The sequence below is a fragment of the Candidatus Tisiphia endosymbiont of Nemotelus uliginosus genome (assembly GCF_964264835.1).
Classification (GTDB): Bacteria; Pseudomonadota; Alphaproteobacteria; order Rickettsiales; family Rickettsiaceae; genus Tisiphia.
The window spans coordinates 364,170-378,018 of record NZ_OZ183485.1 but is presented as its reverse complement, the minus strand read 5'-3'; the positions used below and the strand labels follow the sequence as shown (position 1 = coordinate 378,018).

Sequence of the window (13,849 nt, the reverse complement as noted above, 5' to 3'; positions counted from 1 at the left end):
ACGTAAGGTTAAATAGTTTGTAGAAGTCAAGATTTGATCTTACAGGCAGGGTATTATGTAATTCTTGTTTATAAGCCTCTCCCCGATGGACTAGGCGGCCTAGGTATCTTAGAAGATGACTGTCCAATATTGATGGTATTTCCTTCATTTTTATACTTTGGACTAATTTTCACTTGTTTTACTAGTTGTTTGTTAGATTCTTTCTGACACTTTTCTAGGAGAGAACCCACAACAGCAGCATTATTATCAACAGCTTTCCTTTCCTCTAATTCTGAGATTAGATTAGTTAACCTATTCACTATGATTGAGTTAGATTCGATATCTTGTGGAATATCTTTTCGGATATTTTTCATTATTGCTTGGAATATCATCTCAGGCTCTTGTTGTATCATTGTTGATGATAGCGCATATTCGCCCAATTGATTTTTAGCATTAATATCAGCTCCCCATTCAATTAATTCTTTTATTAATTCTTTTTCTAATTCTGCATCTTGTCTTTTCGTTGCTAGATGTAACGGAGTGTTGTCATCTTTATCTACAGGATTAATATTAGCTTCCGATTTAATTAATTCTTGTACTATAGGTAAGTATCCCATTTCTGCTGCATAATGTAACGGAGTCTTCTTAACTTGCTCTATAGCATTAACGTCACTCTTACCTGTTATTAATACCTTTACTATTTCTAGGCAGTTATTGAACACTGCTATATGTAGAGCAGATCTTTCTTGTTTGTCCCTAGCGTCTATAGTAGATTTCTTATCTATTAATTTTTTTACCATTGATACATTCCTCGCATCTATTGCGGCGACATGTAGTGGAGTGTTATCATTAGTGGTTTTAGTGTTAACATCAATTCCGAGCTCTATGAATGTCTCTGCTAGTTCTACGTACCCTTTTCTCGCTGCTGTATGAAGTACAGTGTAATTATCTTGACCCTTAACTTTAATGTCAGCTCTAAGGTCTATTAATTTATTTGCGACTTCTAAGCGTCCCTCTTGTATTGCTAATATGAGTGGAGTGTAATCATCCATATCCTTGGCGTTAATGTCAACTTTATACTTTTTTATTAATCTCTCTGTTAGTTCCAAGTATCCATTTCTTGCTGCTATATGTAATGGGGTGTAATCGACTTGACCCTTAGCGTGAACGTCAGCTCCCTTATCTATTAATCTATTTGCTATTTCTAAGTGTCCCTCTTCTATTGCCATAATAAGTGGTGTATTAAAAAATTGACCCTTAGCGTTAATGTTAGCTCCCAACTCTATTAATTTATTTGCTAGTTCTAAGTGCCCCATGTTTATTGCTATCATGAGTGGAGTATTACCCAATCGACCCTGAGCGTTAATGTCAGCTCCAAGCTTTATAGATTCCTCTGCTAGTTCTAAATATCCATTTCTTGCTGCTATATGTAATATAGTGTTATTATCTCTATTTTTTGCAGCTAAATCTATTAGAGAAATTATTTGTGGTAAATTAGTGGCAGGGAGGTTACTATTTGCTCTAAAAATTCCATTTAATAATGGCTCACTACTAGTTATGTCAAGCTTAGTACCAGCTATTTTATATTTTTCTATCTCTTGAGTATTATTAGTGAATATAGCACGACCTATCTTTAAAGCTTCTACTGGTCTATTGTACTTTCTGTTATCATCTTCAATAATTTTCTTTAAGGTGTCAATTACACCAGTGGCAAGCGCATAATCTTCTAGACATGTATAATTTTCATCAAATTTTACAGAATCAAATCCTTCTAATTCTTTCCGAGTTGCAGTATATACGAAATCAGCAGAGCTTAATCGTTTGTTTTTTAATTTCTCCAAGAGGCCCGGTTTCACCACATCTATAGCTTTATCATGACTTAGGCCAGCTAATTCTTTTGGTCCCTGCTCTTGGTTATCACGATAATAATTACGGGTTATATTCCATAATTTTTTTAGATTATTGTAAAAGTTTTCAGTGTTAAAGTAACGCCAGGCCTCTAATGTCTCATGATTTGTTGCCATTAATTTTACTTCTTCTGGTCTTAATATACCCTCCCGTACTAATGGATGATCCGCCATATCTACGCTATTGGGTTGCGACTTTTTTTGTAAATCTGCTTGTTTTTGTCTAACCTCTTCTGCAATTTGTTTACTACTAGCTTGTTCAAGTTTTTTATTATATTCATTTATTAACTGTTGTTTTTCTTGAGACAATTTATCAGCCTTCTCCTTATCATCTACGTCTTTTAATTGCAGATTTATATTATAGAGCTTTATAGCAAATTTATACTCCTCCCTACTTTGGTGTTCCCATTGCTCTTTCATCTGTGATAGCTTTTCCTGTTTATCTTTTTCTCGATTCTCTCGTCTTTGTTGTAGCTTTGCCTCGATATGTTCTTTCTGATCTTCTGGCCTCCTGGAAGCGCGTATTTCCTGATCTTCTCTTTCATATCTTGCATTAATTAATTTAAGGAAAATGTCTTCTTGTCCAGAGTCATCTTGTTTTGGTTCGAAATCTTGATTCAAAAATTCGTCTACTTTTTGGTTACATAATTTTTTATCCTGCTCAATTCCTGCTAATTCCTTTATACGGTTTTGTTGTGTTTCAATATGACCTATATTTTTTTCTAATAGTTGCATCCATTCTTTGTTATATTGTTCTATCTCAGAAGTTTCAGGAGAAATGCCAAGAACTTGTTTATAAAAATGGTCATATGTTCCAATAATAGATTTACATTCGTCTATTGTAAGTTTCGTCAACTCTTGATCTAGTATTTGTAAATCTTTTGGTAATGAAATTTCCAGGTCTCTTATTTCTTGATCATTACTTTTCCAATTTTTAAGTTCATCTTTAACATACTTTAATAAAGCAACTTGCTGTTCATATTGTAACGGCAATATATCATCTTTTAGATTATTTATATTAAATTGAATTGCTGCTATAAATTCCACTGCGTTTTGTCGCGAATCTTTTGTCATATGAACCTATCTATATAATTTATCATTTTTGTAAAATTAAACAATTCTAGAATGAACTCAAGTTAACTATTCAAGCATTTTATAAATGTGATTTTTTACACTTAAAACAACTTCTTCGGCACTTTCCATTTTTGTTATCTTGTGGTTAGAACAAGTGTATGTTATCTAAACTAATCGAACTGACACTCTCTTTTGCTGGGTTTCTGCTATATCTTTTAACTGATATTTGATCTCTTTAGCTATCTTTGATTCTGGTTTAATATATCGCATTACCTGTTTATCTTTACCTATCGCTATCAGGTAATCTTCTGGCACTACGTGGCTTTTGCCTTTAAAGTCGTATATGACTATATCACGAAATCTAGCGTCCACTAAGTGATAATTAGGATTAAATTTATTTTGCATGGTTTGTAAATCTGCTATTATTTTGTGTTCAATCGTTGTAGAGCAGATTTTATTGCTATAGGTGATGAAAGTTTTAAGCCCGTGATCTTTGTAGATTGGTAGAGCAGTGGTGATATTTTCTGGGGAAACAAATCTTTCTAGTGATTTTATTGCATTTTGGAAGGTTTGTAATGTCTGAACATTATTAACAGTTGCTCCCTTGGAAAATTCTAGTTCGATAGATTTTATCTGATTATTCTGATGTCCTGTTGCTAATTTCTCAATCTCTGGTACTATCAGTTCTCTTATTGGTTCTGGTCCTTGCGTTTTAAGCATGTCATGGCACTATTAACAAAGTAATTTTTCTAGATAATTTTTATCTTTTTTGCTATTAAATTTTGATAATCTGCCAAATTTAAGTCACTAGTAGTGTAAAAAACTACAATAATTTTGGTTCTAAAACGTTATTATTAGCCGATTAAGGAACTTTGTTAACAGTGCCATTACTATGCGCTACCGGCCTTAAGGTTATTGGTAGATTAGCATTGGATCCATATGCGCAAAGCTTATATTCAACAGATAGTAGTGATTTTAGATTCCTGCAAGATGCCCGGAAGAAAGGCATCAGTAAAGATGAAGCGATCAAAGAATTAGCTAAGAAGTATGGGAAATTGCCAGATTTAGATGTAGTTAAAGCTAGCACAAGAGGAGAAGGAAATAGGATTAGGGCAGGTAAGTAAAGTGTTTAAGAATCAAGGCAGCAATATAGCATCACTATTAGTATTATCTTTAATTTTTTATTAGGGATAGGACTTGGTTGGCTGAGTTTTTTACTATTTGGCGATATGGCAGCAAATACTAGAGTCCTATATGTCTCACAGAAAGAGATCCTGCAGCTGGAGCAAGTAAGGGTTGAGGCGGAACAAGAGGCCAGTTTATTCTTTGGTAAAATAAGCCAAGCTTTAGGGGAGATACAAGTAGTTGCTAAGAATTATCAGAATCGCCGAAGTAAAGTAATATTTGTAGCAGATGAATTGGTCACTGGTGATAATGTTCATTCAATTAGCAAACAAGTTCATAGGCAGATGATAGATAAATTAAGAGTAAATAATAGCAGTAGATAGGAAGATGAACACAAAAAAATTAATTGAGAATGAAAAGAATCAAAAAAAGATATTGCTTAATAGTACCATAAACAGTACTATTAATAAACATTTTAATAAGGAGTAACTATGTCATATTTAATAGCAAGTGAAGCTAGAAAGAACTTATATAAATTGATAGATCAGGTGGCTGAACAACACGAACCAACAATTATCAAAGGAAAAAGAAATGCTGCAGTGTTAATTTCTCAGCAAGATTGGGAAGATATTCAAGAAACATTATTTGTAGCAGCAAATAAAGAATTAAGTGAGTCAATAATCAAGGGTCTTGCTGCTGATTTTAAAGATTGTCAGACAAAATTGGTGGATTAACCTAAATGTATAGTTTGTATTATACTAGTGATGCTTGCAAAGATTTTAAAAAAATTAAGAAATCGCCTTTGCAGACACAGATGCTCAAGTTATTAGAAATAATAAAGAATGATCCATTTCAAAATCCTCCACCTTTTAAAAGATTAAGAGGTGTGTATTTGGGAGCATATTCAAGGCGGATTAATTTACAACATAGATTGTTTTATGAAGTAGATGAGGTAGGCAAGCGAATAAAGGTGCTGCGCATGTGGAGCCATTATGGCGACAATTAAGAAAAGCAATCTAGTGATAATAATATTATTTCTTTTTGAAACAGACTGTGTGTTAGCCAAAGATTTTGGTAAGTATGGGTCAGTATTTGCCATAAAAGAGGAAGGGTTTATGGCGATGGTCCAGCGTAAGTTACAGCAGGTAGATATTGAGTATCACTATAGAAAGATGATAGAGATTGCTAAGGAAAGAGTAACAAATCCTTGGCCCATTATAGGTATTAGTAGAGCAGCAAAGGTACGAGAGTTTTATTATGATCCGACTTATATATTAGCTGAAGATATCGTACTGCCATGTGGGAAAATACTACATAAAGCAGGTGCAAGCGTCAATCCATTAGATCATATGGATTTATCAAGAAGATTGATCTTTGTTGATGGTAGAGATCAGCTGCAAGTTACCTGGTTAAAAAATCAGATATTGAATATTTCTACTAATAGTGAAGATAACAATATAGAAGATCGGGTTATTCTAGTAGGAGGTAAGATTTTAGATTTACAAGAGGAGTTAGGCACGCTTTTGTATTTTGACCAAGCGGGGGAGTTAACTAGCAAGTTTGGTATTAAGTTTATGCCAGCTATAGTAGAGCAAGAGGGTAAGAGTTTGAAAGTAACAGAAATCTTTATAGAGGAATAATAAAAGAAAAAGCATTTATTGTTAATCAAGTTAGTACTAAAATAATCTAGCTAATCTAGATTTAGTAAGGAGGATCCATATGGACAAATGGCAATTACATGACGCAAAGAATAAATTAAGTTACTTAATTGATATAGCAATGGCAGGTAAACCTCAATTAATAACAAAAAGAGGAGACGATGCTGTAGTGATGATGTCAGTATCAGAATATAATAAAATAACTAAACCAAAAATTGGATTAAACAAGTTTTTACTCCAAGGACCTAAGTTAGACGATTTAGAAATAACACGAGTTGTTGGTAGAGTAAGAGGTGAAGATTTATGAAATATTTATTAGATACTAATGTAATTTCAGAGCTTCGAAGAAAAGTGCCTAATATTCAAGTAATAGAATGGTTAGAAAAAATTGATCCCAATCAGCTTTATTTAAGTTGTATTACCATTGGTGAGATTAAGATGGGAGCCCTTAAAAAAGCCAAAAAAGATCAAGTATGATTACTGATTTTATTTGTTTAGAAAAATCTAGCTTTGACGTAGCCTATATGAGTGAATTTGACGTTACCTGGAATGATGAGAAGTTACAGAATTTATTAAACCCGGAAGCCTGATTGTTTGCAAGCCCTTTAGCACAAGAAGTGTGTAGTCCTAGACTGTGCAAGTAGCACCTTATCGATGCCGCTAGATAGGATGTTTTGGTGTGCTGGTTGCTTATGGCCAGTTAAATTAATTGCCCCTATCACATGCTTCCTTTTCCAACCACTAAATGTTGGTAAAGTTTTATCTTGATTCTTTCTTATCCAACCACAACGTGCTTTTGTTTGATACTGAGGATGCACGCTATCCATAAAATATATAGCTTCTTTAGCCTGAAGATTCCCTTTTAACAAACTATATTCTAACTTAAATAATTCTTGCTTATCTACATCAAGTCTGCCTGGCACAATCTTGGGCTTTTGATATACAAAATCTAATCTGCTCGATAGCTTTGTTACTCCTGCTATTGTATAGGTAACACCGTATTTTCCTTCTATGTAATTGCTGATATCTTTTGCATAAACATAATTACACTCTTCTAAATGTTCTATTAATTCTTTTTCTGCCAAAGTACTTAATTTGCTTGTGCTACCGCCGTTAGCTGTCTCTAATTTATTAAATTTTTGATAATCTCTTAAGTGCTTTCTTATCGCTTCTTTACTTAATAATAATGCTTCCACTATTTCTTCATAGCTCCAACCTTTATCATATAGCAAAACTGCCTTGATTCGATCGCACACTCTTCTATCTCGCTCATTACCATGACGTGATTTCAGTGATACTCGCTGCTCAGATGTTAAAATATTCCTCTTAACTTTATTCTAACTTCTTTCCTCACTTCTTGCAATTCTTCAGGTGCGAGCAGTATATTCCACTAGAGTACAATCAATATGATTTTTAAATTTTAAACCTCATTTATTTAAAATTTAAAAATCATAGTTGATACTATAAACGGTTAGTTTAAATGAACGTTTATTGTAGACGTTTGTTATAATTTTTGCAGTTAATGTTTTGTTTAGAAATAGCTAATTTGATAAATTTACTCATCGCATTGTCTCAAGAAGAATCTAAACTAATAATGATATTTACATTGCATTATATAAATAGTATTATCTTTAGTAGTATATACTAACCTATGTTCCTGATTTATTCTTCTTGCCCAATATCCAGATAAACTAAATTTTAAAGGTTCAGGTTTTCCAATACCTGAGAAAGGTGAACGAGATATATCCTTAATTAACTGGTTAATTTTTTCTAAAATTTTTCTGAAAATACAGATAATCATCCCAAGCATCATTATGAAATAATACTTTCATCTATAGTGGTATTTTTAAAATTGATATTTTCTTTAAGGTCATTAATTGCACGGTTAAGCCTTTCTGCATTTTTAGGACTCCGTAATAAGTAGCAGGTTTCTTCTAGGGCATTATAGTCATCAAGAGACATTATCACTACAGATTTTTGTTTTTGTCTAGTAATGATTAAAGAGTGGTGATTTGTACAAACTTTATCCATAAGACTAGCTAGTTTATTACGTGCTTGTGTATAAGATATTGCTTCCATCATATTGACATATTTAAGTACATGTACATAATATTAGTACATACTCTACGTTAAATCAATATTAAAGAGAAAAATTCAGCAATTCCTACTAAATCGACAGTAGAACCGGTGTTTGGTATTATCAAACATATTATGGGATTTAGGCAATTCAGCTTAAGAGAAGCCAAAAAAGTAGTTGGTGAGTGGAATTTAGTGTCAATTGCCTGGAATATTAAAAGATTACATAAAATCAGTAACCTTTTTAGGTAAAATGCTGATTCTGTGCAAAATTTTACTTATTATTCCGGAAGAATTTTACAATTTTTCTATAACAAGATCGAATTCAAATTTATTCTTTTAAAATTAATACATTTTTAATCACTGATCTTGTGTCAAAAACGGTGGTTTTCGTTAACAAAAAATTCTAGTCAAAAAATCACTGCAAGGCTAGCAAATAAAGTTAAGTATTGCTGTACATTAATTCAAGATCCAAATAAGCTGAAAATGATAAGTAACATGGACTAAAATCCCTATGAAGTACGGATATGCAAGAGTGTCAACAAAAGATCAAGTTTTGGATATGCAAATTGATGCACTAAAAAATGCCGGCTGTCATAAAGTATTTTATGAAGTAGCAAAAGGAGCAAAACCTGATAGACCTGAATGGCTAAAACTTTTAAATGAAATTCAAGCGGGTGACACATTGATCATTTGGAAATTAGATCGTATGGGTAGGTCCTTACAACACCTCATTAAAATAGTAAATGATTTGATAGCCAAAAATGTTGATATTATTAGTTTGCAAGATCCCCTGAATACTACAAATGCTCAAGGAAGGCTGATATTTAATATGTTTGCATCACTTGCTGAATTTGAAAAAGATCTGATTCGTGAAAGAACAATGGCTGGGCTTAAATCAGCAAGGGCTAGGGGTAGAATGGGTGGTAGACCAAAGGGATTATCAGAAAAAGCAACACGAGTGGTTTGTACAGCTGAAGTATAATACTAAATCCCATTCTTAACATGGCAAATAATTTATAGAGTTAAATTGCAATACTATAACATAATTATGCCAAATTATCTACTCTATTAAGAATGGGATTTAGTATTATACACCCAAAACGAACTCAAATCCAACGAAATAGCTGCTCAACTAGATATTTCAAAAACTACATTATACAAATATTTAAGAGTGAGAAAGGTGAAAATTGGTGAGCATTTGTAACAGCAAAAACTGAAAACGACATTTATGGTGTTTCTTCCATTTGACCTCTACTCGACTCGTTATTTTCACTAAAATTAATTAAAAAATTAATAAATATTTCTTGCATGTTAAGAAGTATTTTGTTAAAAACATATTGTTTACCTAACTAAACAGCATGAATTAATATTCTGGTCGGTAGAACAAGAAATAGAACAATATACCATTTCTTCATCTATTTTGCACAGTGGATTAGATGACAATGGGTATATTACAAACAAATTTTCTTATGTCTACGCATTTTCATATCAGAGGGGTATAGTCATTTAGGTTAAACTAGCTACATTATTGCCCCTATTTCATCTAGTATCTAATTCAGCCTAAATCACTATAAAATAAGTAGACAAATCAATTTATACACAAGAGACTAAATATGACAAAAAGAAAGTTAGAAAAACCTCTCCTGAATTTAATTAGCACTAATATAATTAGCCAAGAAGAAAAAAAATTTTTTGTACGTGATGGCCTTGAGGTGCTTGAGTCATATAGTAGGCACCCTAATATAAACACTCTAATTTTGTCTTTTAAGGAGTATTATGGAAGAGAAGCGGGACTAAGACTATTAGAAGAAAATATAGATATATTAGATGAGATTCTAGATATAGGACTAATCAAACATTTAACTAACGGAAGTTTAGATATTTCTCAAGTCCGATTAATTGTTAAAGAGGAAATGGAAGACTTTAGGTATAGAATAGTAGATAATGCTACCTTGATAGATGACGCTATTGCTTGCGGCATGCAGCAAACTTTACAAAATATATTACAACAGGAAGAAAAGGAAGCTAATAAACAGAAAATTACCTTAGGACTAAAAATTTTAACAAATCAAGAATTAACAGCACCAGATATTGAATATATAAGAACTCTAGGAGTTAATGAGATTATAGCACATGGACATAATTTAACCTGGTTACATATAGCAGCAAAATTTAAAAATACTAGTATAATACCATAGTACCCCACAGATTTTACAGGAGGGTTAAAATAATAAATTGAATAAGTGACTGAGAGTCACTAATCTCCGCTGAGAAACAAGCAACAGGAGGTATTAATGGACTCTCAATCACTATACCAAATATTATACATATTTTTAGATTGGCACCCAGCACGAATTAAAACATTTGCAGAATTAATTTGTGCAGTAGTAAAAGCTAAAACTGTGAGAATCAAAGAATTAGCACTGTATGTCACTTCTAAAGGCAATTTGCATGCCAAGATTGTTAAAGTTGAGCGTTTGCTTTTAGAACAAAATATGTGCTTTATCATAGTACCCCACACTTATTGTTGAAGTTGAAAGGCATGCATAATGTGTTTTCGTAGTAATGAAAACAACATAGCAGGGGTATCACTTAACGAGTTATAAAAATAATCTTTTATCCAATCAAATCCGTAAGTAAATAATGAGTATAATTTACGACCATGTTTTTTGATCTTTATAGGATAAATTTTGTTCTTAATGTCACCAGCAAGCACGCAAATAGCTAAGGATAAAGATACTATTGCAAATAGTTTTTCCAGCTTTTTTTGATCTGTAATGTGGGTATCTTCAATATTAAATCCAGATGACTTGAGAGACAGAAAAGGTCGCTCAATGCTCCACCTCTGCTTATATGCTAGCAAAGCACATTCACCAATAAGCACATTACTAGCAATAAATAGTTGCTCTCTTTCTAATTGCAAACAAGTTATTTTAATTGCCATACCATTGTAAATTTTGCTTTCTATAGTTTTAGTGTCACCCATTTGCATATCGGCAAAACATTTATTCAACTTCATCTTGCCACCGTTGAAATGCTTGACCTTCTCACTTTTTCTTAGCCTGATAGCAAAAGGTAATTTTTGGATTCCACCCATATATTGCAACCATTCCTCACCAACAAATTCCCGATCGGCAAGGATAAGCTCTATCATTTCCTTAGGTATAATTGTTAAAATTTGCTCAATCAATTTCTTTCTTTCATTAGTAGAAGAGTTGCCTTTTTTATCAAGTAACAACCATGCTATAGGAATTGAAATATTACCATAAACGATAGTTGCAACAAAAAAATTCAAATTTTTAATACCAAATTGCCAGCTGGTTCTATCTATGGCAAGGCTAATTTTACCTGTTAGACAGAGCAATTTAACAATAATTTTCCCTAAACTTATAAAGCACATATTTTGTTCTAAAAGCAAACGCTCAACTTTAACAATCTTGGCATGCAAATTGCCTTTAGAAGCGACATACAGTGCTAATTCTTTGATTCTCACAGTTTTAGCTTTTACTACTGCACAAATTAATTCTGCAAATGTTTTAATTCGTGCTGGGTGCCAATCTAAAAATATGTATAATATTTGGTATAGTGATTGAGAGTCCATTAATACCTCCTGTTGCTTGTTTCTCAGCGGAGATTAGTGACTCTCAGTCACTTATTCAATTTATTATTTTAACCCTCCTGTAAAATCTGTGGGGTACTATGGTTAACAACATATTTATTTTTATTGCTATCTTATAACTTCAATTTTATTACCCAACCTGTTCTATTATATTACCATAGTATGGTCTGAATATAATTTGTATAAACTAGGAGAACCCTCGATTTACCTCACTAAATAAATGTTACACTTGGCTCTAATACTGAAGGTACTCGGATAATTTAAGATAAAGTCAACTTGACTTCTGTGCTGTTTGCTCTATCTCTGTGAATGCATAATATTTGTAATTAAACCAAAATTTTTTATCATAAAGCAAGAGGGAGTATGACAGAAAAATCACAAAAAGCTACCAAGGCCATTCTTTTAGCTAGAGTTTCTTCAAAAGAACAAGAAGATGGCTACTCTATTGAAGCGCAGAAATACCGATTGCAAGAATATTGTATGCGTAAAGGTTTAGAAATTCTACAAACCTTTGAATTCTCTGAATCATCAACAGTAGGTAATCGTAAAAAGTTTCAGGAGACTATTGATTTTGCTAAAAAACAGAAGGAAGTTATAGCAATAGTAGCAGATAAAGTAGATCGATTACAACGCAGTTATAAAGAAACACCTTTACTAAATGATCTAATTGAAAGAGCAAAAATCGAACTACATTTTTACACAGAAAATTGTATCATTCATAAGCACTCTACCTCTCAAGAAAAAATGGTCTGGAATCTTTTTGTGATGATGGCACAATCGTACGTAGATAGCCTTAGAGATAATGTAAATCGCAGTATTGCTCAAAAATTGCGCCAAGGAGAGTGGGTAAGTACAGCTCCTATTGGCTACTTGCATATAAAAGGCAGTAATAGTAGAGACAGAGGGAAGGGAAAAATAATCGTTGATCCTAACCGTGCTCCTTTGATTAAAAAAATATTTGAAACATATGCTACAGGTGGTCATACTCTACCTGAGATGCTAAAGAAAACTAAAGAATGGGGATTGCGTAATTCTAGAGGTAATCAAGGCTATCTATGCCAATCTCATCTTTATGCCATTATTACAAATCCATTTTACTACGGAGTAATGAGAGTACTTAAAACTAAAAAAGAATATCAACATATTTATCCGCCTATTATTAGTAAGGAATTATTTGATACTTGTCAGGCAGTAAGACTTGGTTGGAATAAAAAACCATTTAAATATGGAGAAAAAGAATATATATTTAGAGGATTAATAAAATGTGCAGCAACTGGTCGAATAGTTACTGCTGCTACCAAGAAGAAAAATTACACAAATGGTCAAGTTGGTGAATGGACATATTTACGAACATGGGATGCAAAAAATCATAATAGGGCAATATACGTGAAAGAAGAAATAATACTAAAAGAAGTCGAAAAAGTTTTTGAATCTCTAAGATTAGAGCCTGAATTACTAAAAGACGTAATAGCTTATATAAAAAGTTCAGCGAGTATTGAACAAGGTTACCACAAAACTCGTATATCTGAGTTACATGCTGAACATAGTAAAATGAAAAATCGTCTGGATAGATTAACTGACTTATTTTTAGATGGTGATCTTACAAAAGAAGCTTATGAAGAAAAACGTCAGCAATTAATCCAAAAACGTGATGATCTTGTCAAAGAAATAGCCAACCACAACAATGCTGATGATAAGTTCGGAGAAACGCTGATTACCTTAGTAGAACTAGCCTCTGGGGCTGGAGAAGCCTTCAAAGGTTCCACTACAGAAGGAAAACGCAAATTGATAAATTTAGTGTTTGTTAACCTGGAATTAAAAGACGGGAAGCTAGACTTTAAGCTACGTCCACCGTTCGATGCATTCGTAAAATGTACCAAAATTGCAGAATGGCGCGCCCTAAAGGATTCGAACCTCTGACCTACGGATTAGAAATCCGTTGCTCTATCCAGCTGAGCTAAGGGCGCATATAAGATAGATTGACTTTGTTGTAGATACGCTATTTGTGCTACAACACGTTATAGCACTCACGTTTGCCCTTTAGAGTACAATATATTTATTGGTATAATAATGACCTATTTTAAGGATGGCTTGTCATTTTATTGAGGGTATTCTTTTACCCACGTAAGTTTAGTCCTGTGAGTACCTCTCCCCTCAACATCACATTCAATTCTTGAAAACAACTGAGTATACTATAAATACTTGCTTTATATCACCTAACATTGACTTTTTCAAGCATAAAAATGACTAATATGATACCAGGGTTAGTTGAACTTCTCTAACAAAACGCTTCAGAATAGTAACAACCTTAATAGCTTGCTGCTTTTAAACCCAGATAGCAGAGAAGTTCAAAATCGTTTATGGAGTACTTAAAAATAAAACTCTTTTTAATGAAAGTTTTACTTAAA

The 13,849-nt window shown here is 32.7% G+C and carries 17 protein-coding genes, 1 tRNA gene and 2 pseudogenes; 13 read left to right on the top strand and 7 right to left on the bottom strand.

Annotation, left to right across the window (positions count from 1 at the left end):
* Nucleotides 1–68: 68 nt before the first annotated feature.
* Together ACFELV_RS01715 and ACFELV_RS01710 are read right to left on the bottom strand one after the other, a co-directional pair.
* Complete coding sequence (locus ACFELV_RS01715; RefSeq protein ID WP_375326485.1) at nucleotides 69–2,960, bottom strand: ankyrin repeat domain-containing protein; 2,892 nt, start codon at nucleotides 2,958–2,960, stop codon at nucleotides 69–71.
* 165 nt (nucleotides 2,961–3,125) lie between these two features.
* Complete coding sequence (locus tag ACFELV_RS01710) at nucleotides 3,126–3,680, bottom strand: hypothetical protein (protein ID WP_375326484.1); 555 nt, start codon at nucleotides 3,678–3,680, stop codon at nucleotides 3,126–3,128.
* Between the two features lie 161 nt (nucleotides 3,681–3,841).
* Here ACFELV_RS01710 and ACFELV_RS01705 point away from each other — a divergent pair, with 161 nt between their 5' ends.
* The 8 genes from ACFELV_RS01705 (at nucleotide 3,842) to ACFELV_RS01670 (ending at nucleotide 6,333) form a co-directional block, all read left to right on the top strand.
* Nucleotides 3,842–4,084, top strand: coding sequence for a hypothetical protein (locus ACFELV_RS01705; protein ID WP_375326483.1), 243 nt, complete (start codon nucleotides 3,842–3,844; stop codon nucleotides 4,082–4,084).
* 105 nt (nucleotides 4,085–4,189) lie between these two features.
* Nucleotides 4,190–4,468, top strand: a complete 279-nt coding sequence (locus tag ACFELV_RS01700; RefSeq protein ID WP_375326482.1) for a hypothetical protein — start codon at nucleotides 4,190–4,192, stop codon at nucleotides 4,466–4,468.
* 108 nt (nucleotides 4,469–4,576) lie between these two features.
* Complete coding sequence (locus ACFELV_RS01695) at nucleotides 4,577–4,819, top strand: type II toxin-antitoxin system Phd/YefM family antitoxin (RefSeq protein WP_375326481.1); 243 nt, start codon at nucleotides 4,577–4,579, stop codon at nucleotides 4,817–4,819.
* A 5-nt stretch (nucleotides 4,820–4,824) separates the two neighbouring features.
* Nucleotides 4,825–5,091: a Txe/YoeB family addiction module toxin gene (locus ACFELV_RS01690; protein ID WP_375326480.1), complete on the top strand. Its 267-nt coding sequence runs from the start codon at nucleotides 4,825–4,827 to the stop codon at nucleotides 5,089–5,091.
* Nucleotides 5,078–5,725 carry a conjugal transfer protein TraW gene (locus ACFELV_RS01685; RefSeq protein ID WP_375326479.1) on the top strand — a complete coding sequence of 216 codons (648 nt, stop codon included), beginning with the start codon at nucleotides 5,078–5,080 and terminating at the stop codon, nucleotides 5,723–5,725. Before ACFELV_RS01690 ends, ACFELV_RS01685 begins: the two co-directional genes overlap by 14 nt.
* A gap of 79 nt (nucleotides 5,726–5,804) precedes the next feature.
* Nucleotides 5,805–6,050, top strand: a complete 246-nt coding sequence (locus tag ACFELV_RS01680) for a type II toxin-antitoxin system Phd/YefM family antitoxin (protein ID WP_375326478.1) — start codon at nucleotides 5,805–5,807, stop codon at nucleotides 6,048–6,050.
* Nucleotides 6,047–6,220, top strand: coding sequence for a hypothetical protein (locus ACFELV_RS01675; RefSeq protein ID WP_375326477.1), 174 nt, complete (start codon nucleotides 6,047–6,049; stop codon nucleotides 6,218–6,220). Before ACFELV_RS01680 ends, ACFELV_RS01675 begins: the two co-directional genes overlap by 4 nt.
* Entirely contained in the window at nucleotides 6,217–6,333 is a 117-nt protein-coding gene (locus ACFELV_RS01670; RefSeq protein ID WP_375326476.1) for a TraU family protein, read from the top strand. The genes ACFELV_RS01675 and ACFELV_RS01670 overlap by 4 nt, the downstream gene beginning before the upstream one ends.
* Before the next feature lie 15 nt (nucleotides 6,334–6,348).
* On the opposite strand, the gene ACFELV_RS01665 is transcribed toward ACFELV_RS01670, so the two are convergent.
* From ACFELV_RS01665 to ACFELV_RS01655, 3 genes and pseudogenes are all read right to left on the bottom strand, one after another.
* Complete coding sequence (locus tag ACFELV_RS01665) at nucleotides 6,349–6,975, bottom strand: winged helix-turn-helix domain-containing protein (RefSeq protein WP_375326475.1); 627 nt, start codon at nucleotides 6,973–6,975, stop codon at nucleotides 6,349–6,351.
* A gap of 356 nt (nucleotides 6,976–7,331) precedes the next feature.
* Nucleotides 7,332–7,575 (bottom strand): annotated as a pseudogene (locus tag ACFELV_RS01660) (Txe/YoeB family addiction module toxin).
* The gene (locus ACFELV_RS01655) at nucleotides 7,556–7,825 is read right to left on the bottom strand and encodes a type II toxin-antitoxin system Phd/YefM family antitoxin (protein WP_375326474.1); all 270 of its coding nucleotides are present in this window, start codon (nucleotides 7,823–7,825) and stop codon (nucleotides 7,556–7,558) included. Before ACFELV_RS01655 ends, ACFELV_RS01660 begins: the two are co-directional and overlap by 20 nt.
* An 87-nt stretch (nucleotides 7,826–7,912) precedes the next feature.
* Between ACFELV_RS01655 and ACFELV_RS01650 the strand changes: the two are divergent.
* From ACFELV_RS01650 to ACFELV_RS01635, 4 genes and pseudogenes are all read left to right on the top strand, one after another.
* Nucleotides 7,913–8,071, top strand: a pseudogene (locus tag ACFELV_RS01650) (transposase); the annotation flags it as partial.
* A gap of 262 nt (nucleotides 8,072–8,333) precedes the next feature.
* The gene (locus ACFELV_RS01645; RefSeq protein WP_375326473.1) at nucleotides 8,334–8,804 is read left to right on the top strand and encodes a recombinase family protein; all 471 of its coding nucleotides are present in this window, start codon (nucleotides 8,334–8,336) and stop codon (nucleotides 8,802–8,804) included.
* A 631-nt stretch (nucleotides 8,805–9,435) separates the two neighbouring features.
* Entirely contained in the window at nucleotides 9,436–10,020 is a 585-nt protein-coding gene (locus ACFELV_RS01640; RefSeq protein WP_375326472.1) for a hypothetical protein, read from the top strand.
* Nucleotides 10,021–10,116: 96 nt separating this feature from the next.
* Entirely contained in the window at nucleotides 10,117–10,353 is a 237-nt protein-coding gene (locus ACFELV_RS01635; RefSeq protein WP_375326471.1) for a hypothetical protein, read from the top strand.
* Here the strand turns inward: ACFELV_RS01635 and ACFELV_RS01630 are convergent.
* On the bottom strand, nucleotides 10,344–11,423 hold the full coding sequence (locus tag ACFELV_RS01630; protein WP_375326208.1) for an IS4 family transposase: 1,080 nt from the start codon (nucleotides 11,421–11,423) through the stop codon (nucleotides 10,344–10,346). The two genes, ACFELV_RS01635 and ACFELV_RS01630, sit on opposite strands and share 10 nt — an antisense overlap.
* A 381-nt stretch (nucleotides 11,424–11,804) precedes the next feature.
* Between ACFELV_RS01630 and ACFELV_RS01625 the strand changes: the two genes are divergently transcribed.
* Nucleotides 11,805–13,361 carry a recombinase family protein gene (locus ACFELV_RS01625; RefSeq protein WP_375326470.1) on the top strand — a complete coding sequence of 519 codons (1,557 nt, stop codon included), beginning with the start codon at nucleotides 11,805–11,807 and terminating at the stop codon, nucleotides 13,359–13,361.
* On the opposite strand, the gene ACFELV_RS01620 is transcribed toward ACFELV_RS01625, so the two are convergent.
* A tRNA-Arg gene (locus ACFELV_RS01620) sits at nucleotides 13,332–13,408 on the bottom strand. The two genes, ACFELV_RS01625 and ACFELV_RS01620, sit on opposite strands and share 30 nt — an antisense overlap.
* Between the last annotated feature and the right edge of the window lie 441 nt (nucleotides 13,409–13,849).

Excerpts from the sequence above, each read along its gene's own strand:
- ACFELV_RS01630 (WP_375326208.1), bottom strand. The coding sequence starts at position 11,423 with ATGGACTCTCAATCACTATACCAAATATTATACATATTTTTAGATTGG.
- ACFELV_RS01690 (WP_375326480.1), top strand. The coding sequence starts at position 4,825 with ATGTATAGTTTGTATTATACTAGTGATGCTTGCAAAGATTTTAAAAAA.
- ACFELV_RS01675 (WP_375326477.1), top strand. The coding sequence starts at position 6,047 with ATGAAATATTTATTAGATACTAATGTAATTTCAGAGCTTCGAAGAAAA.
- ACFELV_RS01670 (WP_375326476.1), top strand. The coding sequence starts at position 6,217 with ATGATTACTGATTTTATTTGTTTAGAAAAATCTAGCTTTGACGTAGCC.
- ACFELV_RS01715 (WP_375326485.1), bottom strand. The coding sequence starts at position 2,960 with ATGACAAAAGATTCGCGACAAAACGCAGTGGAATTTATAGCAGCAATT.
- ACFELV_RS01640 (WP_375326472.1), top strand. The coding sequence starts at position 9,436 with ATGACAAAAAGAAAGTTAGAAAAACCTCTCCTGAATTTAATTAGCACT.
- ACFELV_RS01685 (WP_375326479.1), top strand. The coding sequence starts at position 5,078 with ATGGCGACAATTAAGAAAAGCAATCTAGTGATAATAATATTATTTCTT.
- ACFELV_RS01625 (WP_375326470.1), top strand. The coding sequence starts at position 11,805 with ATGACAGAAAAATCACAAAAAGCTACCAAGGCCATTCTTTTAGCTAGA.
- ACFELV_RS01635 (WP_375326471.1), top strand. The coding sequence starts at position 10,117 with ATGGACTCTCAATCACTATACCAAATATTATACATATTTTTAGATTGG.
- ACFELV_RS01700 (WP_375326482.1), top strand. The coding sequence starts at position 4,190 with ATGGCAGCAAATACTAGAGTCCTATATGTCTCACAGAAAGAGATCCTG.
- ACFELV_RS01695 (WP_375326481.1), top strand. The coding sequence starts at position 4,577 with ATGTCATATTTAATAGCAAGTGAAGCTAGAAAGAACTTATATAAATTG.
- ACFELV_RS01645 (WP_375326473.1), top strand. The coding sequence starts at position 8,334 with ATGAAGTACGGATATGCAAGAGTGTCAACAAAAGATCAAGTTTTGGAT.
- ACFELV_RS01680 (WP_375326478.1), top strand. The coding sequence starts at position 5,805 with ATGGACAAATGGCAATTACATGACGCAAAGAATAAATTAAGTTACTTA.
- ACFELV_RS01710 (WP_375326484.1), bottom strand. The coding sequence starts at position 3,680 with ATGCTTAAAACGCAAGGACCAGAACCAATAAGAGAACTGATAGTACCA.
- ACFELV_RS01655 (WP_375326474.1), bottom strand. The coding sequence starts at position 7,825 with ATGATGGAAGCAATATCTTATACACAAGCACGTAATAAACTAGCTAGT.